At 33.8% G+C, this 24,367-nt stretch carries 18 protein-coding genes; 15 read left to right on the forward strand and 3 right to left on the reverse strand.

Annotated features, from left to right (window positions below):
• The first annotated feature begins 163 nt into the window (after positions 1 to 163).
• Genes AC1RPR_RS04490 through hxlB form a run of 6 tightly spaced genes read left to right on the forward strand, consistent with a single transcriptional unit; the run spans position 164 to position 4,629 of the window.
• The gene (locus AC1RPR_RS04490; RefSeq protein ID WP_481761517.1) at positions 164 to 421 is read left to right on the forward strand and encodes a hypothetical protein; all 258 of its coding nucleotides are present in this window, start codon (positions 164 to 166) and stop codon (positions 419 to 421) included.
• Positions 422 to 437: 16 nt separating this feature from the next.
• Positions 438 to 1,184: a sugar phosphate isomerase/epimerase family protein gene (locus AC1RPR_RS04495; RefSeq protein ID WP_481761628.1), complete on the forward strand. Its 747-nt coding sequence runs from the start codon at positions 438 to 440 to the stop codon at positions 1,182 to 1,184.
• Positions 1,185 to 1,187: 3 nt separating this feature from the next.
• Complete coding sequence (locus AC1RPR_RS04500; protein WP_481761516.1) at positions 1,188 to 2,474, forward strand: gluconate:proton symporter; 1,287 nt, start codon at positions 1,188 to 1,190, stop codon at positions 2,472 to 2,474.
• Positions 2,475 to 2,504: 30 nt separating this feature from the next.
• On the forward strand, positions 2,505 to 3,464 hold the full coding sequence (locus AC1RPR_RS04505) for a sugar kinase (RefSeq protein WP_481761515.1): 960 nt from the start codon (positions 2,505 to 2,507) through the stop codon (positions 3,462 to 3,464).
• Entirely contained in the window at positions 3,464 to 4,090 is a 627-nt protein-coding gene (locus AC1RPR_RS04510) for an orotidine 5'-phosphate decarboxylase / HUMPS family protein (protein WP_481761514.1), read from the forward strand. The genes AC1RPR_RS04505 and AC1RPR_RS04510 overlap by 1 nt, the downstream gene beginning before the upstream one ends.
• On the forward strand, positions 4,087 to 4,629 hold the full coding sequence (gene hxlB / locus AC1RPR_RS04515) for a 6-phospho-3-hexuloisomerase (protein ID WP_481761513.1): 543 nt from the start codon (positions 4,087 to 4,089) through the stop codon (positions 4,627 to 4,629). The genes AC1RPR_RS04510 and hxlB overlap by 4 nt, the downstream gene beginning before the upstream one ends.
• 72 nt (positions 4,630 to 4,701) lie before the next feature.
• Here the strand turns inward: hxlB and AC1RPR_RS04520 are convergent, their stop codons facing one another.
• Positions 4,702 to 6,702, reverse strand: coding sequence for a hypothetical protein (locus tag AC1RPR_RS04520; RefSeq protein WP_481761512.1), 2,001 nt, complete (start codon positions 6,700 to 6,702; stop codon positions 4,702 to 4,704).
• A gap of 231 nt (positions 6,703 to 6,933) precedes the next feature.
• Between AC1RPR_RS04520 and AC1RPR_RS04525 the strand changes: the two genes are divergently transcribed.
• The 8 genes from AC1RPR_RS04525 to AC1RPR_RS04560 all read left to right on the forward strand — a co-directional run bounded on the left by AC1RPR_RS04525 (position 6,934) and on the right by AC1RPR_RS04560 (position 20,378).
• On the forward strand, positions 6,934 to 11,877 hold the full coding sequence (locus tag AC1RPR_RS04525) for a CDP-glycerol glycerophosphotransferase family protein (protein WP_481761511.1): 4,944 nt from the start codon (positions 6,934 to 6,936) through the stop codon (positions 11,875 to 11,877).
• 140 nt (positions 11,878 to 12,017) lie between these two features.
• On the forward strand, positions 12,018 to 13,130 hold the full coding sequence (locus AC1RPR_RS04530) for an AI-2E family transporter (RefSeq protein WP_481761510.1): 1,113 nt from the start codon (positions 12,018 to 12,020) through the stop codon (positions 13,128 to 13,130).
• Between the two features lie 61 nt (positions 13,131 to 13,191).
• Positions 13,192 to 13,584: a glycerol-3-phosphate cytidylyltransferase gene (gene tagD / locus AC1RPR_RS04535; RefSeq protein ID WP_481761509.1), complete on the forward strand. Its 393-nt coding sequence runs from the start codon at positions 13,192 to 13,194 to the stop codon at positions 13,582 to 13,584.
• Between the two features lie 52 nt (positions 13,585 to 13,636).
• Positions 13,637 to 14,842 (forward strand): CDP-glycerol glycerophosphotransferase family protein, encoded by a 1,206-nt coding sequence (locus tag AC1RPR_RS04540; protein ID WP_481761627.1) that lies wholly within the window; start codon positions 13,637 to 13,639, stop codon positions 14,840 to 14,842.
• A 167-nt stretch (positions 14,843 to 15,009) separates the two neighbouring features.
• Positions 15,010 to 16,497 (forward strand): ATP-binding cassette domain-containing protein, encoded by a 1,488-nt coding sequence (locus AC1RPR_RS04545; protein ID WP_481762410.1) that lies wholly within the window; start codon positions 15,010 to 15,012, stop codon positions 16,495 to 16,497.
• 24 nt (positions 16,498 to 16,521) lie between these two features.
• Positions 16,522 to 17,253, forward strand: a complete 732-nt coding sequence (locus tag AC1RPR_RS04550) for a LysM peptidoglycan-binding domain-containing protein (protein WP_481761507.1) — start codon at positions 16,522 to 16,524, stop codon at positions 17,251 to 17,253.
• 82 nt (positions 17,254 to 17,335) lie between these two features.
• Complete coding sequence (locus AC1RPR_RS04555) at positions 17,336 to 18,679, forward strand: hemolysin family protein (RefSeq protein WP_481761506.1); 1,344 nt, start codon at positions 17,336 to 17,338, stop codon at positions 18,677 to 18,679.
• Between the two features lie 121 nt (positions 18,680 to 18,800).
• On the forward strand, positions 18,801 to 20,378 hold the full coding sequence (locus AC1RPR_RS04560; protein WP_481761505.1) for a peptide chain release factor 3: 1,578 nt from the start codon (positions 18,801 to 18,803) through the stop codon (positions 20,376 to 20,378).
• A gap of 46 nt (positions 20,379 to 20,424) precedes the next feature.
• Here AC1RPR_RS04560 and AC1RPR_RS04565 read toward each other — a convergent pair whose 3' ends face one another.
• Both AC1RPR_RS04565 and AC1RPR_RS04570 read right to left on the reverse strand, forming a co-directional pair.
• Complete coding sequence (locus AC1RPR_RS04565; RefSeq protein WP_481761504.1) at positions 20,425 to 21,507, reverse strand: MucBP domain-containing protein; 1,083 nt, start codon at positions 21,505 to 21,507, stop codon at positions 20,425 to 20,427.
• Between the two features lie 151 nt (positions 21,508 to 21,658).
• Entirely contained in the window at positions 21,659 to 23,890 is a 2,232-nt protein-coding gene (locus AC1RPR_RS04570) for an ATP-dependent Clp protease ATP-binding subunit (RefSeq protein ID WP_481761503.1), read from the reverse strand.
• Positions 23,891 to 24,092: 202 nt separating this feature from the next.
• Between AC1RPR_RS04570 and AC1RPR_RS04575 the strand changes: the two genes are divergently transcribed.
• On the forward strand, positions 24,093 to 24,281 hold the full coding sequence (locus AC1RPR_RS04575; RefSeq protein ID WP_057973672.1) for a hypothetical protein: 189 nt from the start codon (positions 24,093 to 24,095) through the stop codon (positions 24,279 to 24,281).
• The last annotated feature ends 86 nt before the right edge of the window (positions 24,282 to 24,367 follow it).

The raw sequence follows: 24,367 nt of genomic DNA on the forward strand, positions 1-24,367 counted from the left end.
TTAAAAAAATAAACAGGCTAGATACCTTACTGGAGTAAACGTTTACCTTGTTTAGAAATATATATTTATATTTAAGACTTGCAATTATGGAATACTGCATATATACTATCCATGTAAACGTTTACCTAACTTGTTAATAGATAATGAATTGGAGGCGCTAAAAATGGATAAAAGAACTTTTTTAGATGTTGATAAATTTGCGTTGGGCTTTGCCTCTACAACTGTAGAGGCTAAGTTTGAGGATGAAAACATGGTGAAAACGGCTAAGAATTACCTTGCAGCCTATTTGACGGCATATTACTTAGCAGAAAATTTTAACGAGATAGAACGAGAAAATTTTGATAATAAAAATGCAGAAAAATTCGAGGACATGAATTTTGAGACATTAATGAATAGGGTAAAGAAACTCAATAAATATTAATATTGGAGGAAAAATGATGACAGTTATTTTAAATACATGGATTTTTGAGAATGATGTAGAAAATGGAATTAAACAGGATGAATTGGTTGATCGCGTTTCAAAATTAAGTGTTGACGGTATCGAAGTTAGACGTGAATATTTTAAAGATTTAGATAGTGAATTACCCAAAGTTGCAAAAAAAGCAAAACAATACGGATTAATTGTTAATTATAGTGTTCCTGATCAAGTTTTTTTAGACAATGGCACGTTAAACCCTAAATTAGTTACTTATTTTCAAGAAGGTTTAATTATGGGAATCAAAAAAATTAAATTTAATATTGGAAATTTTGCGGCATTTACTGGAGATTTAAAGCAGGCTTTTAGTGAATTTCCTTTAGACAAAATAACAATGAATGTTGAAAATGATCAAACTGCATTAAGTGGCAGTGTTAAGGCATTAACGACATTTTTAGAAAGTGCTAAACGACAAAATGTGCCTGTTGGTTATGTTTATGATCTTGGTAATTGGGCTTTTACGAAACAAGATGCTATTCAGAGTGCAGATGAGCTTTCACAATACACGGACTATATCCATTTGAAAAACGTTATTAATAATGCTGGAAACTTAATGACGTCGAAAAATTTAGATGAAGGAATGTTTGATTGGCGAGCTATTTTAGCCCATCTACCAAAAAAAGTGGCTTTCGCTCTTGAATATCCGATGGATAACAAAGCGTTAATTCAATCCCAGATAGTGTTATTAAAAAAAGAAATTGAGGACTAGCTTATGGCAACCCTAATACCGATTTTATTATTAATCACTTTTGTAGGATTTATTATTTATATTTTAAAGGGTGGAAACATCATGGTCGGGTTCTTCGTAATGGCTATTTTATGGTCTATCATTGGACAAATTCCATTCGATAAGGCAGTTCAAAAAGTATTTGCTGAACCAGCATTGAATTATGGACCGACAATTATCTATATTGCATTTGGATCATGGTTCGGAAGGGTTCTTGTTGATAGTGGGATTGCGCCTGCAATTTCAGAAGCAACAAAAAAAGTTGGGAAAAAACGACCATTAATAGCAGCTATTTTAATTGTTTTGGTAACAGCGTTTATTTTTGTAAGCGCATACGGAGTGGGATCTGTGATTGCGATAGGGGTTATCTTATTACCAATCATGTTATCCCTAGGTATTCCAAGAGACATCGCACTTACTGCATTTGTCATGTCAATTGGGGCACCAATGTACATTAATGTTGTTTTATTCAATCAAATTAAAGCATTTTTTCCAAATGCCGTATACGGCGGACAATACTTAATCTTCGGTTGGACAGCAATGACAGTTCAATTAATCGCGGTAATTATTTTCTTAGTTTTACATCGCAAGAAATTTACTCAAGAAAATGTTGATTCAAATCTAAAAATTATTGGTGAGACACAACAAAATTCTGAAAGTCGCCCCATACCAAAAATTGCATTTGTTGCACCAATTATTCCGGTCGTTATGAATATGATTTTCGGCTGGGATGCTATTCCAGGATTAACTTTAGCAACATTGTTTGCGATAGCTGTTACTGGAAATATGAAAGGATATAAAAATTTCGTCGACTTCTTGAATAGTACGATTCAAAAAGCGATTGGTGATATCGCAGGATTGATTATGTTTTTAATGGCGTTAGTGATGTTTGCTGGTGCTGCTCAGTTGAACGCTGTTAGGTTTCAACATGTATTTAGTCTGATATTACCGCATGACCATTTAATCCTTGCTATTGTATTTGGAGTATTAGCACCGCTCGCGTTATTCAGAGGTCCGTTACATGTTTGGGGTGCTGGAGCTGCAACTGCAGCGGTTCTTTCGGGAACCGGGTTGTTCAATGATGCCTTCTTATTACCACTTCTCTATGTGCCTGCGCTTCTTGCTGTTTCAACAGGAATCACGCAATCATGGAATGTTTGGGGCCTTGATTATATGAAAGTTCAATCAAAAGATTTATTAAAAAGAGGTGTTCCAATCATGTGGTTTGTTTCAATTATTAATGAAGTTTTAGTTTATTACTTTTTCGGTTAAAATTAAGAGACATGAAGGGAAGAAAATATAATGAGTGAAGTTATAACAATTGGCGAACCAATCATTACATTTGCCTCAAAAGATATGGATCAAAGCTTATCAGAATCAGTTAATTATGTGAAAATATTAGGTGGCGCAGAATTAAACGTAGCGATCGGAGTTAAACGCTTAGGGCATGATGTTGAATATGTTTCTCGAGTTGGAACAGAACCTTTTGGCCAATACGCGAAGAGTATTATTTCAGGACATGGTGTGGGTATCGATTATATTAGCGAAAGTGAAAATCATTGGACGGGGCATCAATTGAAACAACTCGTATCAACGGGTGACCCAGAGACTTTTAATTACCGTAAAGGGTCAGCTGCAGCTCATTTAACAAGTGATCGAATTGATGCAATAAATTTAGATGATGTTAAAATAGCGCATATGTCTGGTATTTTCCCAGCTATTTCAGATGTGGCCGAAAAAACATTTAGAACGTTATTAACACGCCTTGTGGATAACCAAAAATTCATTACATTTGACCCTAATTTACGACCAACATTGTGGAAAAGTAAAGATTATATGGTTGCGACCGTTAATGAACTGGCAGGTTATGCAGATGTTGTTTTACCAGGTGTTGAAGAAGGAAAAATTCTGATGGGCAGTGATAATCCAGAAGAAATTGCCGACTTTTATTTAAAAGGCAAACGGACAAAAACGGTAATTGTTAAAATAGGTGCAAGTGGTGCATTTATCAAAAATTCAGATGGTAGTATGAAAACGATTAAAGGCTTCAAAGTGGATAAAGTTGTGGATACTGTTGGTGCAGGCGATGGATTTGCATTAGGCGTTATTACAGCATTATTGGAAAACAAATCTATGGAGTCAGCCGTTTTACGAGGAAATGCAGTTGGTGCGCTTCAAGTTCAGACACCAGGTGATAATGATGGCTACCCAACACCTAAAGAACTACAGGATTTTTATAAAAAGGAAGGCGTACAGGAATAATGAAATTACAAGTCGCTATTGATCGCGTTACGTTAGAAGACCTTATGGAGAGCGTCAGCTACTTAGATGGTGTTGTCAATGTCATCGAAGTTGGGACCTCTTTGATTAAAGATTATGGGATAAATGCGTTAAAATCTGTTACGGAAAAAGTTAATCAATCAGAAGTATTATTTGATTTAAAGACAATTGATGAGGGTGTTTATGAATTTGAAAAGGGATTCTCTGCTAACGCGGATACGTTAACGGTTATGGCAAGTTCGTCAATTGATACGATTGAACAAGTTTATGAATTAACGGTTAATCAGAAAAAAAACATTCTGATAGATTTATTGGAAGTAGATGAGACGAAAATTGAAAAATTACAAAAATTTGATGAAGCCATTTTTGGATTACATTACTCACATGATAAGAAAGATCAAGATTTTGATGCCGTAAAAGCGGTGGCTGAATTCCATGCTAAATTTCCAAATATAAAAAAAATCGCGGTTGCCGGTGGTATTGATATTGAACAGGCAAAAAGATTGGCTGTTCAAGGTATCGTGGAAAGAATCATTGTTGGTGGTAAAATAATGAATAATGAGAAACCATTAGATATGGCAAAAAAATTTATGGAGGTTATTAAATGAGTTTACTTGATGAAATAATGGATGAAATTAACGCGGTCATTGCTAAAGTTAGTGATGACCAATTAAATGGTGCTGAGAAGTTAATTACGAAAGATAAAAGAATTTTTATCTTAGGTGCTGGGCGATCTGGGTTAATGGCAAAAGGATTCGCAATGAGATTAATGCATATCGGTTATACGGTCTTTGTAATTGGTGAGACAATTACACCGTCAATTGCAGAAGGGGATGTGCTAGTTTCTGTTTCTGGCTCTGGGACAACTAAGAGTGTACTTGAACCAACTGAAAGTGCTAAGAAAATTGGCGTTAAAGTAGTCGGGCTTACAAGTAACGGCGAGTCTCCTTTAGCGAAAGTATCTAACTCAGTTGTCGTTGTGCCTGGTGCAACAAAAGCTGATAATAGTGTAAAGTCAATCCAATTATTGAGTACGCTATTTGATCAAAGTGTGCATATTGCTCTGGATGCATTAGTGCTGAAGGTAAGTCGTAGAGACAACGTATCAAATGATCAGGCGAAGGCGAGCCATAGTAATTTAGAATAAAAAATAGCAACTATCATTTTTAAAATGGTAGTTGCTATTTTTTAGGATAACTATAGTTACAACAATGGTTGATTAATAACCGGCTGTTGTTGACTTAATTAACTCAGGTGTTCTATTAAATAACATGTAGGCGTAACCGTTAATGATTTGCATCCCTTCAGTTTCTCGTGAAGAATTGATACGGGTATACGAAACATCATTTGTTGTTAAGGCACTGTTATGATTATTATCAACTGTTAATTTCGAAGCGTTAACAGCGACAAAAGCGTCATCTGTTACGAGGTAAACTTTATTTGTTTTTGAACTATAAGCAATTGATTGTGGAGAGTCACCCACCCGGTTGGCTAATTGTCCAACGACTTTTACGGTGACTTTATTGTCGGCATCTATAGATCCCTTCCAAATTCGAATATACTTACCGGCTGAACCAGATCCGCTACCAATCATTGTGTATGAATAGAAGTTATTGTTATCTGCAAAAGTTAAATTATTACTTTGCATAAAATTACCATAACCATCGTTCCATTGCATATTAGTATAGTTATCAGGTGCTAGCGTTGACGAATTGATATGTTGAATAGTTACTGTGTCGGATTCAGTAAGTGATTTTGAGCTTGTATCACGATACATGTAGAGACCTTTATTTGAACCATTTGTTTTATAATCTAAAGATTGACCATGGCCTATTATGAATTCAGGACCGACTTTAATGATAGATTCATATTTTTTGTATGCATTATATTTAGAAACATAGAAATTATATTTACCTTTATAAGTTGAAGCAGGGTAGTTTGCTTTGTAGTAGCTAAGAGATTGCGATTGACGGAGGTAGTAAAAAGCCTGCCATAATTCTCCAAATCCCTTACTATTATTTAGATTTAATGCGTTCATCTTATCAGTATCAAAACGGACAATCTTACCAGTTCCTTTTTTCGAATCAGTTGAGATTGATGCATAAAGGTAGTGACCATTGATAACAAATCCTTGTATATTACCCCAATCACCACTTGATTTATATGAAGCAGTTAAGAAATAATTTGTTTTAAATTGTTTTGAACCAGTTGCATTATAAGTACTACCTGATTTTGTTGTTGCATCAACTGAAGAATAATTAGGCTTTTTTTGATAGAAATTAGTAGCCGCAGTATTTGCTAATTTATTGCCTGTATCTAGGCTACCATCATGCATATCAACAAGAACATCTGTAGCAGGTGTCCAGGCTGCTAAATAGCCACTATAAATCCAACCGAGATCGTTTTTCCCAGTTTTAACATATGAAAATTTAGCGCCATCTTGTGTTCGTGTTTCTGTTTTGGTGATATATAAATCAGTATCGAAGTAATTTTTTGAATAATGTGTTGTTTTATTTCCATAAATAGTGTTTAGTGGTGCGTTATGAATGTTAGAGATGTCAGACGTGATACGATATTTAGTTTTTGATGAAGAAGTTTTGATATCTTTAACGGTTTCGTAATTCGTTAATGCTTTAGTATTCACATAACCATACAAAGTTCCGTCACTATATGTTAGTTTTGAGTAGCTTACATTTGATGCCGTTGTAATTTTTTTGGAAATGTAGAAAGTGGTTGAGTGATAACTAGTACCATAGTGCATAAATGTAGAAGCACCGTGTAATGCTCTTGGATAACTGTAAACATTATAAGCATTTGTTTTAATTCTAACAGGTGTATGGTTACTATCTGATTTATCTGTTTTGGGAGATGCATAAACGGTTGTGGCTTTGGTATTTATATAGCCATACGCTTTTCCAGCACCATTAACTAGCCAAGAATATGATTTTCCATCTGATAATTTAATCGTTTTTGTGATGTAAAAAGTTGTTGAATGATAACTTGAACCATAGTGCATGAACTTTGATTTTGAATTTAAAGTTCGAGGGTAAGCATAAACATTATAAGCTTTCGTTTTAATTCTAACAGGCGCATGTGCAATGTATTTTGAAGATGATAGTTTAACTTTTGCTGAGACAGAGCTAGATGTACTGTGACTGGCTATCCCTAAGCCAAGTGCTGTAAACAGTAATGTGATCCCAATGAATTTACTGATTTTCATAATTTAGAACTCCCCTATAAAATATATTTTGTGCCTTCTAATTATACATGAATATGACTGATAGGCCAATTCATTATTTGAATGGAACGGGGTTATTAATACTGATCAAAAAGTTATGGAACAGTTAAATACCATGGAATGTAATATAAAAAAAATATATTATTATAAATAGGAATGATATAATTATTAGATATTTGGACAAAAGAATTGTTAAGGAGAATACAATTAATAATGACAAAAAATAATGGATTACTCTCAGTTGTTATTTTGGGATACAATGTTGAAGAGTTCATTGAAGAAAGTATTGAATCAGTTCTTAACCAAAGTTATGAACAATTAGAAATTATTTTAGTTGATGATGGATCAGTTGATGGGACTGCCGAAATTATGGATCGGTATGTATCACTTTTTGACAATATTAAAGCAATTCACAAAGAAAATGCTGGACCTAGTGCTGCTAGAAATGCAGGAATTGAAGCCGCTACCGGAGAATATATTGCCTTCGTAGATGGGGATGATTTATTACCAGTTGACGCATACAGTCTTTTGATGGGGTCGGTAAAGATGACTGATTCAGACTTGGCAACTGGTGCAGTTAAACGATTTAATTCTAAACGTAGTTCACGTTCTTACATTCATAAATTTGCTATTAAAGATACTGTTTATGAAACATCAATTGCAGAACACCCAGAATTAGTTTATGACACAACTTCATGGAATAAAGTTTATCGATTAAATTTGTTTATCGACAATAATTTGCGCTACCCTGTGGGAATGTTATATGAAGATATTCCTGTGATGATGGCAGCTCATTTATTGGCTAACCATATTGATATTATTACTGATATTGTATACGAATGGCGTTGGCGTGAAGGTGATAGCAAATCTATCACTCAAAGTCGAGGTAATGATATTCAACATTATAAAGACCGATTGGAAATGCTAGAGTTAACGCGTTCATACATGAAAAAATATGGGGCAACTCAAAATGTTATGGATGCATTTGATCTGAAATTATTAACAACTGATATTCCGCTATCAATGCAAGATATTCGAGAATCGGAAGAAGATTACATATTAGAATTTCAAAAAATTACAGTCCTACTTATTAGAACGATTAATCCAGAATTATTTAAGCAATTATCAATTAAAAATCAAATTCAATATGCTGCTGTGTTACAGGGGAATATTAAAGACTTAAAAAAATATAGTTATCGTCGTAGAAATATTGGAAAAATTGTTGAAAAAAATAATCGCTATCAATATGAAGATCCGGCTATCTCTTTAGATGTTGCTAAAGCGGTTGATGTGGGACAATCACAAAAATTCGAACAACGAATCTTAAATGTTTTTTCTGATGAAATGACAAGTGAGATAGTTATTAAGGGTTGGTTGCAACTCAATCAATTGAAAGTTACAAAAAAATTAGACGAAAAATTTACGGTTAATTTGATTAACATTATAAATGGGAAAGAAATGCCAATTACGTTTGAACGAGAAACCGTCAAGCGTCGTCGTCATTTATTTAAGCACCGTAACTATCGTTATTTTAGAATGTCATTTGATCAACAAGAGGCATACAAAATATTAGGAAACGGCATTTGGAAAATACAAGTTAATTATCAAGTTAAAAATATTAATGTGACGGAATTTTTAGCTAATCCTAAGCGTAAATTTATAAGTAATATTTTTTCTGGTAATGATTATCAAATTAAAACTGATTTTAGTTTTGACTGGGCATTAGCTTTTAATGCGATGACTTTGACAGCAAATGAAATAAAGACGGAAAAAAATGTTCAAGCTAATCTAATTCAAGATATTAGTGTGAATGATAGTAAATTAGTGGTCTCTACATGGTTAAATAATCCTGAAAGTACGAAGTTAATTGTTACTGAAAATAGTGATGATGAAATTGCGCCTCAAATTAGTGGACAAAAAATAAATGTTAGTGAACATCAAGTGAAATTTGAATTCTCAATAACTGAAGTAGCCGAGTTAAGTTCTGTAACACAAAAAAGACTCCAGTTAATTGATGAAAAAGAATTGAAATTAAGCTATGAGTTTGAACATGTTGATAAACCGCAAGAATATGAAATAGCACAATATAGTTTACTCGTTCAAAAGAATATGAAGGAAATGATTGGACTAAATATCGCACCACATTTTTCAAAACTAATGGATGTCCAGTGGTTAGATAATAGTCGGCTACGATTAATCGCTGAAAATACATTGTTTCAAAGTTCAGCAGAAAAAATTGTTTTACGTGTAATCGATCAAGAGGAACAATATAAATATCAATTTAATGACGTTACTGTCGATGATAACGGTCAAATAATCGTTAATTTGAATTTAATTAATGAACAACAAGACAGTTTCATTAAGGCAGCAAAATATAATCTTTATCTTGATTTTTATAGTGCTGACCAAGTTGTTCGTTCGCAAATTACAACTGAACCAGAACGTGTAGAAACGCTAGAAAGTCGTACAAATCATTTAGCAAGAACATCATTATACGAAACAAAAAACAATTTTTTGGTTTTAAACCAAAAATTATCGTGGGATAAGCAGGACGCAACCAAACGAAAACGGGCAATTAACTTCTCACTATATTACCCGCTACAACGTTTATTACCTTTAAAGAAGAAAACGATTGTCTTTGATAGTTATTGGGGCGCTTATTTCAATGGTAATGAAAAAGCCATTTATGATTATGTCCAAGAAAACATGCCAGATTATGAATGTGTCTGGTTATTCAAGGATCCGAATACAACAATAACCGGCAATGGTAAACGAGTTCGCTACTTCAGTAAAAAGTATTGGTATTACATGGCGCGAGCTAAGTATTTTATTGAAAATACTAACCTCCCTAACCAATATGCAAAACGAAAAGGACAAGTTGAAGTTCAATCGTTACATGGAACCTTCATGAAAACGATGGGATTTGATGAACCTTATTTCAAAGATGGTTCAAAAGGACGTCAGAATAATTTCATGAAACGAATTAAGCGTTGGGATTATCTTGTTTCACCTTCGCCATATATGGATGAAACAGCTAGTCACGCATTTAATTTTGAAAAAGAGGTTGTTCACTCTGGCTTCCCAAGAAATGATGTACTTTATAAAAAGAATAATGAAACTGATATCCTTAAAATTAAAGAATCTATTGGCATGCCATTGGATAAAAAGGTCGTATTATATGCACCAACCTACCGAAATAAAGACGGATTTGATTTTGAGTTAGATATTAAACAAATGCAAGCTAAATTGAGTGACGAATATGTGTTATTGGTAAGGCTACATTATTTCGTTGCCAATAAAATTGATCTAACTGAATTTGAAGGATTTACTTTTGATGTGTCTAATTATCCAACAGTTGAAGATTTATATTTAATTGCGGATACGTTAATTACTGATTATAGTTCAGTAATGTTTGATTACGCACATCTTAAACGACCAATGATTTTCTTTGCATATGATTTAAAAGATTATACAGAAGATACACGAGGTGTTTATCTCGATTATAATGGTACGGTTCCAGGACCAATTGTGGATACAACGGCAAAAATAATTGACGAATTAAGCGATTTTAATCATCTACAGACAACCTACGCGCAACAATTGATTGAATTTTATGATAAATTTTGTACGTATGGTCGTCAAGGGGATGCTTCAAAGCAAGTTTTTGAAGCAATGATTAGCGATCACTTATTACCACAAGAACCAAGCGTTCAAGTAATTAGAAATAAAATTAAAAAGATCGTTAAGTTTAATAAATGGTATCCAAAAGCATTTGGTATTATCGGTAAAATGTCAAAGAAAGATATTATTATATTTGAAAGTTTCTTTGGTCGTAAATATAGTGATAATCCAAAAGCTATCTATGAATACATGAAAGACCGTTACCCTAAATATAAGATGTACTGGAATGTGAACCAGGATTATGTTGCTTATTTTAAAGAAAATCATATTCCCTATGTGACACGATTCTCATTTAAAGGTATTTTCAAACAAGCTCGAGCAAAATATTGGTTTACGAATGTTCGTCGACCATTATGGTGGGTTAAACCTGAAGGTACAACAATTGTTCAGACATGGCATGGTACGCCATTAAAAACGATTGGTGTTGACGTAAATACAGGGTCAATGCCTGGCGTTGATGCTGCTAAATATCATAGCCAAGTTACAAAAGATTCTGATCGTTGGGATTATTCTGTTACGCCAAATGAATATTCGTCAGATATTTTCAGACGTGCATTCCGTTTGAACCGTAACCAAATGATTAATTCTGGCTATCCTAGAAATGATATTTTAACGAATTATACACAGACAGATATCAATCGTATTAAAGCAAGTTTAGAAATTAATCCAAACAAAAAAGTTATTCTATATGCACCTACTTGGAGAGATAATGAATACGTTAAAGCTGATTATTTCACGGCTAAGTTACATCTTGATTTAGATAAGATGAAAGCAGAACTTGGCGATGATATTATCGTTCTTGTTAGAACGCATTATTTAATTGCTAACTCATTAGATTTAACTGATTATGAAGGCTTTGCGCTGAACGTTGCTGATTATGAAGATATTAATGATTTATATCTTATTAGTGATCTGTTGATTACAGATTATTCATCTGTTTTCTTTGATTTTGCAGCGTTAAAACGTCCTATTATTTTCTTTGCATATGATTTAGATGAGTATGCAAATGATATTCGTGGTTTTTACTTTGACTACGAAAAAGAAGTACCAGGACCAATCGTTAAGGATACAGATGCTGTCATTACTGAGATTAAACGAGCATTTGCAACGGATGAACGCCATCACAATTATGATCAATTTGTAGCGACTTATAATGCTTGGGATGATGGACATGCAACTGAACGGTTAGTTGATTTTGTCATGAATGGACGCGTTTATGAAGCTCAAGAAACAGTAGTTGAAGAAACGACCGTCCATGTTCAAGATGGTGCTGAAGTTTGGTCAAAGGTTTATGGATCTAAAAATTATAAATTTGTAAAAAATATTGATGCCAGAGTTACAAATGAAGGTATCGTGAATAAAACGGGTTATTTAATTGATCCTATTCAAAAAAATAAAGTCGGTTCGACATTACTGTTTATCACGATGAGTGATGGGACAACCGGTTGGATTGATAAAAGTGAAGTAATCAATTAAGCAGTTTAAAGACGCCATTTGGCGTCTTTTTTTTGAATTAATTTATCGTTCAATAATGAGGATAAGTGAAACGCTATAATTGTTAGACAGGTTACGGTATAATGAAATTACTATACATAAATTAAAGGAGAACCATATCGATGCTTGATAGATTAAAAAAGTCTAAATTGATGTTTTGGTCACTTGAATTATTAATCGTTGCCTCGTTAATTTGGATGTGTACAAAAATAAGTTTTATTTTTAGTCCAATAGGAACGTTTATTTCCACATTATTTATTCCGATTATTATATCTGGGTTTTTATTTTATTTATTTAATCCGGTCGTTAAATTTTTAATGAAAATAAAAATCAAAAAATTCAAATTTTCTCGAACGTTGTCAGTTGCCATTCTATTTGTATTCCTAGCAATTCTTTTAGTTGCCTTAATAGGGTACCTGATTCCGAGAGTAGTCAGTCAGCTAAGTCAATTGGTGGTTAACCTACCAGATTATGCAAATGCAGTTAGTGAGTCGTCAAAAGATACGTTTAATCATTTAAATAAATATGCTTGGTTTAAAGAAATTGATTTTACTAGCTATTTAAACCAGTTTGAAAATTCTATTGGGACCTACTTCAAATCAATTGCAACCAATTTGACGAACTCGATAGGATCAATGATTGGGGTTGTAACGAGTGTGACAGTTGTTGCACTGACAGTACCTGTGATGTTGTTCTATATGTTAAAAGATGGTCAAAAACTAGTCCCAACGCTTAAAAAACTTGTTCCAGAAAAACATGGGGATGAGCTCGTTGAGTTACTTGACCGCATGGGTGATACAATTTCAGCGTACATTGGTGGACAAGCTATTGAATGTATTTTCGTTGGGGTATTTACCGCTATTGGTTATTCAATTATTGGTATGCCGTATATTTTGTTACTAGGAGTTGTGGCTGGCCTTGCTAATATTATTCCTTATATTGGACCCTATATTGGTATTTTCCCAGCACTGATTATTGCGGTAACACAGTCTACTCAAATGGTTATTTTTGTCGTGATTGTTGTGTTAATTGTCCAACAAATTGATGGTAATTTTGTCTATCCTAATGTTATAGGCAAATCATTAAATATACATCCATTGACGATTATTGTATTATTACTAGTAGCTGGTAACATTGCTGGGCTTCTAGGAATGATTTTAGGAATTCCCTTATATGCTGTTGTAAAAGTTGTTATTAAATACTTTTACGATATTAGACAATTGCAGGAAAAATAAGACAGTCATAACAGTTTATGATAAAATAAATTATTATTGATAACGACGGAGGAGCAAAAACATGAAAAAAATAATTACTTATGGAACATTCGATTTATTACACAAGGGTCATGTACGTATTTTACAACGCGCTAAAGCAATGGGCGACCATTTAACAGTTTGTATTTCAACAGATGAATTTAACGCAATTAAAGGGAAAAAGGCTTACACATCATATGAAGATCGTAAGTTCATTTTAGAAGCAATTAAGTACGTAGATGAAGTGATTCCAGAAACTGAATGGGACCAAAAAATTAGTGACGTCGTCGATAATCAGATTGATACATTTGTGATGGGTGATGATTGGGCAGGTAAGTTTGACTTTTTAAGCGATTACTGTGAAGTTATTTACTTACCAAGAACAGATGGTATTTCAACAACAAAAATTAAAAAAGATTTAGGGATGAACTTGTAAAATATTTTATTATTTTATCTTTTGTAGTAAGGAGAACAAAATAATGAATGAAATTAAAAAAATAGTCCAAAAAGTGGTTAAGCGGATTGGTCGCCAAATTTTAATAACGTTAAATGATTTTACAATTAAATTTTCAATTAAAAAACACCAAGTTGTCTTTGAAAGCTTTAATGGGCGCGATGTTAACGATAACCCGATGGCCATTTACAAGCAGACTAGACGAGATCTTGGTGAAGAAAATGCGAAGCTTTTATATTTTAGCGTTAAACCAAGCATGTACACTAAATTAAAAGAACAATATCCGGAAATTAATTTAATTAAACGCTTTGGATTTTCTTGGACTATCAAAATGGCGAGGGCTGAATTTTGGGTCTTTAATTCAAGATTACCTATTTGGTGGAAAAAGAATCCGAAGACTACATATATACAAACATGGCACGGGACACCGTTGAAACATTTAGGAATGGATATTGAAAATGTTTCAATGCCAGGTACAACGACAGCGTTATACCATGCTAATTTTAAAGTGGAAACAGCACGTTGGGATTATTTAATAGCGCCTAATCATTATTCAAAGCAAATTTTTGAAAGTGCATTTGCTTTTAAAAATAAATCCTTGGATATTGGATACCCAAGGAATGACATTTTATATGCGGATAATAATGAAAAAGATATTAGAGCTTTAAAGAAAACGTATCTTGGTAATGAAGATGCTAAAGTGGTTCTTTATGCGCCAACATGGCGTGATGATAGCTTTTATACTCAGGGTGTTTATAAATTCGAAATGGCTTTTTCATTCGAATCATTCTTTCAACATGTATCAGACGATACTATTTTAATTATGCGGCCTCATTATTTAGTTAAGAATAGTATTAATATCGAAGGATTTGAAGATCGTGTTAAAATAATGGCAGATGAAAATATTACTGAATTATATTTAATGAGTGATATGATGATTACGGATTATTCGTCAGTGATGTTTGATTTTGCTAATTTGAATCGACCAATGATGTTTTATTGTTATGATTTAGAACATTATCGGGATGAACTACGCGGCTTTTATATCAACTTTGAGATGGAAGCGCCAGGACCAATCGTAGAAAAAGAACCAGATTTCTATAAACAATTGGATGTCTATACGCAAAATGGTGATTATCCTGGTTACGAAAAACAATTTAAAGATTTTCAAAATAAATTTATTGAATGGGATAATGGAAAAGCTTCTCAAAAAGTTTCTGACATTATCTTAGGTAAGTAAGCATATTCTCCTTTTGGGAGGATATGCTTTTTATTTTTTAAAATATAAATACTGATAACATCGGATAAGATGTTAATTTTTAGTGATTAATGGTAGAATTGTATAAGCGTAAGTGTATACATGTTATTATTGAGAATTAAAATAACTGAATGATTAATGGTGATAAAATGGAAGATTATAAAATTCGATTAGAGTATGTTACAAAAGGTATAACAAGTAAAAAAAATCGAAAAATTGATAAAGATTCGAAAGATATTTATTGGGCTTTAAGGGGCATCTCGTTTGATATTTATCGTGGTGAATTTTTTGGTATTATTGGCATGGGTGGCTCAGGGAAAGCAACGTTATCTGACATTCTAGCCGGTAAAGCCAAACAAACAACGGGTTTTCTAACGATGGCCGGTCACACGACGATTGTATCATATGAGACACAATTAAAACGCGATAAAACGGCTGTGCAAAATATTCAAGAAGCAATTACTGATTCTAAGATTGATTACAAAAATAGTGATCAAACTTTGAATAATGTTTTAAATTTTGCTGACTTAGGGGTATTAAAAGAAAGTAAAATTGAAGATTACTCTCCCGATATGCGTGCGCGAGTTGAGTTAGCAATGGCCTTCTTCATTGAACCTGATATTATTATTTTAGATGGTATTCTATCAGCATTAGATGATATTTTTTATCAAAAAACGGTTGATAAAATTAAAAGCCTACAAACAGAGGGCAAAACTTTTGTACTTGCTAGTCAAGATTTACAACAAATGGAGTTCTTAACAGACAGAATTGCCTGGATTCAAAACGGTCAACTGATGGATATCGGTGAGTCTGAAAAAGTCGTTATGAGTTATTTAGATTTTGTTGCTTGGTACGATAGTTTGACTGATGAGAAACGAAGTGAGTACGATAAACAACGTGATTCAGAACGTAAATCATTTAGTGTAGAGACCTTATATACACAATATAAAAAAACGCATTTTGATCCTGATATGCCTCGATCAATTGAGTTGCGTCGTAGAGATGCCTTTTATAACGGACAAGCATTTGACGATACAAAATATTTTTTAAAAAAGAAAAATGGTAAAAAGCACGGTAAACTAGCTTTGATGGTTATTGGTATTTTGATTTTAGCAGTGATAGGAACAGTTTCTGCCAAGTATGTTCAAATGAACAATGACAAGCAAGAATCGAGTTCAATCGCCCAACGTCAGAAGTCTGTAAGTGAATCAAAAAAAATAGCAATTTCAAGCTCAATTAGTAGAGCTGATGTCTCTAAAAAAGTGGTGGCATCTTCTAAATCTAAATCAGCTAAAGCTGCTTCAAGCAAGTCAGCCAAACGGTCTGCTGAAAAAAAGCGGCAGAATGAGTCGCTTGCTAAAGCTAAGGCAGAAAGTGAATCCGTTCTAGCTAGAGAGTCATCTGAAAGGGTGGCTAGTTCTGAGTCAGCAGCAAAAGAAAGTAGTGAAAAGAAGGAAAGTAGTGAAAAGAAAGAAAGTATCAGTAAAATTAGTACGAAGATGTTTGAGGTAGGTAGTGGGGATAGTTTATCAAGTATCGCGACTGCCAATGATACAACCAGTGATCAATTGATGGACATCAATGAATTATCATCAAATCTTTTGCATGTAGGACAAAAAATAAAAGTACCTAAATAAATGTGAGTTAACTCGGAGGAAGTTATGAAATTAAGAACGAAAGTAATTATTGGTATAGTTGCAGTTGTGTGTATCGGTGGTGGGACGATATTAGCTAGTACGAAGGCTGGTCATGACGTCGTTGAGTGGGTTGCTACTCGTGGGTCATCTGACCAACAAAAAAAGGAGTACGCTGAACAACAAAAATTAGCTGAATCGAAATATGGTAAGAGTAAGTCTAGTGAAAAATCAAAACCAAAATCAAAAAAGAAGAAAACTGAAAAGAAAAAATCTGTGTCTAAAAAAAGTAAATCAACGTCGTCTTCGTCGTCAAGTTCTAATATTGATACGGATACGATAACTGTTGTTTATGGTGATTCATTGTCATCTATTGCGTTAAGCCATGATATGACAGTGAAGGAACTAATTGCATTAAATGACATGGAAAATACAACATTAAGACCTGGGCAAACGCTTAAGGTCGTTGCTGGAAGTGGAAAAAGTATAGATACTACATCTTCAGATACAACAGGCACAGATAATACAAGTTCTGATAATACTACTTCAGACAACACAACAAGTTCATACTCTAATGACGATACAACTTCAGATAGTACAAGTACAGCAAGTTCATACTCTAATGCTGATACAAGCTCAGATAGTACAACAAGTTCAGATACTTCTAGTACCGATAACACAACAAGATCATATTCTAGTTCAACATCAGATACAACTAGTTCAACGAGCTCAACTAGTGATGAGACAACTAGCAATTAGCAATCGGATTTCTGCATGTTAATAGGTGTATAATATCCGTAGGTTAAAAAATAAAGACAAATGAATTGGAGCGGATGAGTAAATGAGTTCAGACCCTGGTCACGAACTGCTGTTGCAGCTGTTATTATTAGTCATTTTGACATTAGTGAATGCCTATTTTTCAGCTGCAGAATTAGCAGTAGTTTCAGTAAATCGTAATAAAATTGAGGCAGAGGCGAAAGCTGGAGATAAAGGTGCAATAAGAATTCTTGGTATATTAAATAATTCGACATCATTTTTATCAACTATCCAGATTAGTATTACTTTTGCCGGGTTCTTGTCTTCAGCTTTTGCAGCAACATCTTTGGCTAAATATGTTGAACCATTGTTTGGGAGTGCTGTGTGGGCACATGATGTTGCAGTAGTTATCGTTACGTTGATTTTATCTTATTTTTCATTAGTTTTAGGAGAATTATATCCTAAACAATTGGCACTACAGATGCCAGACAAAATTGCCAGAGCAACGACTGGGCCTATTCAACTTATTGCGATTGTTTTCAAACCATTTAACTGGTTGTTATCAATTTCAATCCGTGCATTAGAAAAAATAACACCAATTAAGTTTAATAAAAATAATATTGAGGTTATTAGTCGACAAGAAATTGTTCATATGATTCAAACTGGTGAAGAGCGTGGTGCTATTGATTCAGATGAATATGAAATGATGGAAGGCGTTATTTCGTTACATACGAAATTCGCTCGTGAAGTTATGGTCGCTAGAACTGATGCTTTTATGATTGATTTACAAAACGATAATGATCGTAATATTGATGCTATTTTAAATCAACCTTATTCTCGTGTACCCGTTTATAGTGATGATAAAGATAACGTCGTTGGCGTTGTTCATATCAAAAATTTGCTTAAAGCTGCTAGAGCAAAAGGGTTCGATAGAATTAGTTTACGTCAAATTATGCAAGAGCCCATGTTTATTCCAGAAACGATGGCTGTTGATGATTTGTTATTCGAAATGAAGAAAACACACACTCAATTAGCTATTTTATTGGATGAATATGGCGGTGTTGTTGGACTTGCCACAATTGAAGATTTAATTGAAGAGATTGTTGGCGATATCGACGATGAGTCAGATAGCCCTGATGATACATTGAGAAAAATTAATGCACATGAATATATCGTACAAGGTCGAATGACACTTGACGATTTTAATGATGAATTTAATTGTGATATCAACGTTAAAGACGTAGACACAATTGCGGGATTCGTCTTAACTGAATTAGGTCGAATTCCCGGTAATAATGAACAACTACAGATTACACTTCACAATGGTATACTTCTCGAAACGGAAAAAATGGACGGTTCTCGATTAGTGGAATTGAAAGTTATGATTCCCGAAACACGGTTAAAAGATACTTTAAAGAGTAAAGAATAAAATATGGGATGATAAGGTCAATAGAACTCTAATAAGTTCCATTGACCTTATCATTTTTTACGTCGAAGTTCATTATCATTTATGATAAACTATGAGTAATATGTTTTAGAGAGGACAAAAAATGAATACAGAAGAATTAGAGACTCAAGTAAAAAAACGCCGAACATTTGCGATTATTTCTCATCCCGATGCTGGTAAAACAACCATTACAGAACAATTACTTTTATTCGGTGGGGTTGTCCGTTCTGCCGGAACAGTTAAGGGTAAAAAATCTGGTACTTTTGCAAAATCTGATTGGATGGAAATTGAAAAGAAACGTGGTATTTCTGTTACTAGTTCAGTTATGCAATTTGATTACGCCGATAAGCGGGTTAATATTTTAGATACACCTGGGCATGAGGATTTCTCGGAAGATACCTACCGAACATTAATGGCCGTAGATTCTGCAGTCATGGTTATTGATTCTGCAAAAGGAATTGAACCACAAACAAAGAAATTATTTAAAATTTGTAAAATGCGTGGCATTCCTATTTTCACATTCATCAATAAGATGGATCGTGATGGACGTGAGCCACTTGATTTAATGGCTGAACTCGAAGAGGTCTTGGGCGTTGAATCATACCCAATGAACTGGCCAATTGGTATGGGTAAAGGCTTAAAGGGATTATACGATATCTACAACCATCGTATTGAACTTTACCAAAAAGAAGATAAAGGCATGGACTACGTTGATTTAAATGACGCCGGTGAGATTGAAGGCGACCATCCTTTAAAAGAAGATAGTATCTATCAAGAAGTGCTAGATGAAATTGAATTATTGGGCGATGCTGGTAATACCTTTGATGAAGCAAAAATCGCAACAGGGGATTTAACGCCGGTTTTCTTTGGATCAGCATTAACTAACTTTGGTGTAAAAACGTTCTTAGATATTTATTTGAACTATGCACCAGCACCACAAGAACATAAAACGATTGAAGAAACAACGATACAACCAACAAATGAACATTTTTCTGGGTTTGTTTTCAAAATTCAAGCAAATATGAATCCTAATCATCGTGATCGAATTGCGTTTATTCGAATTTGTTCAGGTGAATTTGAACGTGGGATGGATGTTAAATTAGCAAGAACTGAAAAGAAAATGCGTTTATCTAATTCAACCCAATTTATGGCAGATTCTCGTGAAGTTTTAGAATCAGCTGTAGCTGGCGATATTATTGGATTATATGATACTGGTAATTTCCAAATTGGCGATACAATCAGTAACATGAAGAAACCAATTACCTTTGAAAAATTACCTCAATTTACGCCTGAATTATTCATGAGCGTTAATGCTAAAAATGTAATGAAACAAAAATCATTCCATAAGGGTATTCAACAGTTGGTTCAAGAAGGTGCTGTTCAATTATATAGAAGTTACAACACGGGTGACTATATTCTGGGTGCCGTTGGTCAACTTCAATTTGAAGTCTTCCAATTCAGAATGTTAAATGAATATAATTCAGAAGTTATCATGACACCAATGGGTTCTAAAACAGCTCGCTGGATTGATCCAGAACAATTGGATGAAAAGATGTCAAGTTCACGTAACTTACTTGTTAAAGATCGACAAGACTTACCGTTGTTCTTGTTTGAAAATGCATTCGCAGAACGCTGGTTTGCTGACAAATATCCAAACGTTACATTAACATCAAAACTATAAACGAAAAGAGGTATACCAATTGGTATACCTCTTTTTTGAGTGCTTATTAATTTAATGAGTAAGGCATTTTGATGTAAGTTTCATCAATAAAACCACCATCTTTTAATTCAAACCAAACATCATTACTTGATGATAACTGACTGATTAAAGTAACTTGTGTATTGTCAGCTAAAACTCGTAATTTTTTACCATAAGGTTTAGTGTAAATAGTTACAGATTTATTAGGAATGTAATCAATTGAAGCAGAGTGATTGATTATTTTTTTAGTAAATTCATTGGTGTCATTGTCGGGTAATAAAGCATATTTGGGTTGAATAATCATTTTTACATTAGAAGTACTTTCTAACCATTGATTGCCACCTATGCTGTACCAAATAGTTCCCAAATTCGTTTCGATTTTTTCAAATACTTGTAAAATAACGCCAGCAGGTAAGAAGGCGGGATAGGAGTTACCCTCGGGTAAGTCATAAGGACGTACGCGTTTTGTAATCTGGATGTATGCGTCAATTTGATCGACGGTTTTCCAATTGATGTTGCGATAATAATAGTAGATGGTTTGTTGTTCATTTGTGAAAGTACCATAACTAGTTTTTGAGGCACGCAATAAATTGAACCCTGGAATATTGACAGGGTCATAAGTGAAAGGGTCATTCAAATGGCCACGTAGTAAAGTGGGTGAGCCGATTAAGTAGCCACCATCAATATCTTGATTATAAATCCAAACGGCAGCGCCATGTTTCTTTTCATAGCTTAAAATAATAGCACCATAGTTGGTTACAAAAGTACTTGTGAATCCCGAAATGCCAACTAGATTATAATCATTGATTGGTTCAAATTGAAGTCTTAAATCGCTACCTATAGTGCCACTGATAATTTGCGGACGAGATAGATTATTATTATTTTGGTCTTTATAGTAAACAATCATTGTGGCATCTGAAACAGATGTTGGTAGAAAAGTTTTTTCTTCAATGACTTCATGTTTCTTTTGTTTTGGTGCCTTATATTTTTTTGTTGATTCAGAATTGAATACAAATTGTATATCGGAAGTGGAAGTAGGTTGGTCATTTTTTGTAAAAACAGACAACATATTCCGGAAGAAATCTCTTAAGGCGATTTTAATCAGCTCCATTCATAATCTAATATCATAATTATAACCTAAAAAGATTAATTATTGGGGAAAAGTGTTTGAAATATCGTTTATTTATTTAAAAGAATGAATAAAATAAAAAAAGATGCAGACTCAGAAAAAATTATCTGAGTCTGCATCTTTAGTTTAGCCTTTACTTTTCAACGTTAGAGTCGGAATCTTTAACATCAGTAGTTGTATCGGCTGATATCTTAATTTCATCTTTTTCAATTTTTGCAGCTAATTTTGTTACATCAGGATTATCAAGGTAGAAGTCAGCTATTTGATCTTCAATCTGTTCCTGGATAACACGTCTTAGTGGACGAGCACCCATTGCGGGATTGTAGCCTAAATCAACTAATTTTTCTTCAACCCGATTTGTAACGTGAAGTTCTAAGTTTTGATTTTTAAGAACTTTATTAACGTCATCAAGCATGATACTTACGATTGAAACTAAGTTTTCTTTACTTAATGAGTTAAATTCAACGATGTCATCAAAACGGTTTAAAAATTCAGGACGGAAGTAATTTGATAGTTTATCAATGATGGCATGGGTTGCACCAGTTGACGTTGCACCAAAGCCAACATTTGCTTCAGCATCAGCACTACCAGCGTTAGATGTCATAATGATAATCGTATCTTTGAAACTTACCACGCGACCTTGTGAATCTGTTAAACGGCCATCTTCAAGAATCTGCAAGAACATATGCATAACATCAGGATGTGCTTTTTCAACTTCATCTAACAAGATTAAACTGTATGGATTACGACGAACTTGTTCAGTTAATTGACCAGCTTCTTCATAACCAACATAGCCAGGAGGGGAACCAATCAATTTAGAAACTGAATGGTTCTCCATGTACTCACTCATATCGAAACGAATCATTGATTCTTTTGTTCCAAATAATTCTTTTGATAATTGTTTAGCAAGTTCTGTTTTACCAATTCCAGTTGGTCCAACAAACAAGAATGATCCGATAGGACGCCCAGATTTATTGAATCCAATCCGGTTACGGCGGATGGCGCGGGCCACTTTATCAATGGCGTCATCTTGGCCAATGACATTAGCTTGAAGGGAAGTGGCTAAATTTTTCAATTGTTGTTGCTCTTTTTCCTTTAGTTCGCCTACAGGAATCCCTGTTTTTTCTTCAATAATTTGTTCCATTTCTTTTTCGGTTACAATTGGTAATTCATCAGAATCAGTATTACTATCTTGTAATTCTTTGAATTTTGCGACTTGATCGCGATAGTAGGCTGCTTTTTCATAATCTTCGTCGGTTAGTGCAGCTTGTTTTTGAGTTTCAGCGTTTTTAATTTTTTCTGCAACTAATTTGGGATCAATAGCTTTAATGGTTAAATTCATTTTTGACCCAGATTCATCAAGTAAATCGATGGCTTTATCTGGTAAAAAACGATCTTGAATGTAACGGTCAGAGAGAGAAGCAGCAGCTTCAATTGCTTCATCACTATAATGAACATGATGGTAAGCTTCGTATTTCTTTTGAATACCTTTTAAAATGACGATTGACTCTTCGACACTAGGTTCATCAACTTGGATAGGCTGTAAACGACGTGCAAGCGCAGCATCTTTTTCGATTTGACGATATTCATTTAGAGTTGTTGCGCCAACGAGTTGTAATTCGCCTCGAGCAAGAGCTGGTTTTAGAACGTTACCGGCATCCATACCACCTTCAGCATTACCAGCGCCTACAATTTCATGAATTTCATCAATGAATAGAATGATAGACTTATCATTTTTAAGTTCCTTCATTAATTGTTGCATTCGTTCTTCGAACTGACCACGAATACCCGTTCCTTGAACTAATGAAACAACATCTAATCGAATAACTTGTTTGTTTAAAAGTTTTTGAGGAACAGCTGAATCAACAATTTTTTGAGCTAATCCTTCAACGACTGCTGTTTTACCAACACCAGCTTCGCCGATTAGAACAGGATTATTTTTTGTCCGACGATTCAAAATTTCAATGATTTGATTAATTTCTTGATCGCGACCAATGACCGGGTCAATATTTCCTGCCCGTGCCTCATCGGTTAAATTAAGACCGAATTGACCAAGGATTGTATCCTTACCATTATTTTTATTAGCGCCACCATTTCTACCAGCTTGGGTAGGAGGTGTCTGCTCTTTTCTTTGTGAACTATTATTTTGACTATTTGGTGCAATCGCATTAAATAAATCATCAAGGTTACCAAAGCTAAATGGATCTTGTTGATTATTACGGATTTGACCATTACTTAAACGCTCTTGTTCATCTTTTAGTAATCGATAACAATTTTGACATAAATCGTATTCTTGATGTTGACCATTTAAGTTAGTTGATAAGTGTATTGTCGCTGGATTGATTTGACAATTTTGACAGATCATATGTGTCACAACCTTTCATATTTCGTTCGTATAGTTTAGTTTATCTAAGATCAAAAACATGTTGACCATCTTTGACCTTCGATGAATAGTATACAAAATATGGAAAAATTCTGCAAGCAATTAGAACTCCTTTTTTACATTTTATGGAGGCTAATCTATAATGAATTTAGTATAGTAGATTTTAGTGAAAAGAGGTTTGAAAATGAGCGAAGATTATAAAGCAAAAATTGATGCATTGATTGCTGGTGAAATAGAGACAATAACAATCAACCCAGATGAATTTATGGCGTTTCAACTTGTTTGGCAAAAAGAAAAATTACGTAAGGCAATCGTTGGTAATGCGCAAAGAGAAGGTCAAATTATTTACAAATATGTTAGTTTGAAAAACTAAAGACTTGTATCATTTTTTAAATAATGGTATTATTTGTCTCTAAAGACTAATGTGTTTAATTTATTAATGAAAACGTGTTCTTTGCT

Source organism: Dellaglioa sp. CoH-57-MRSF-22, assembly GCF_056781895.1.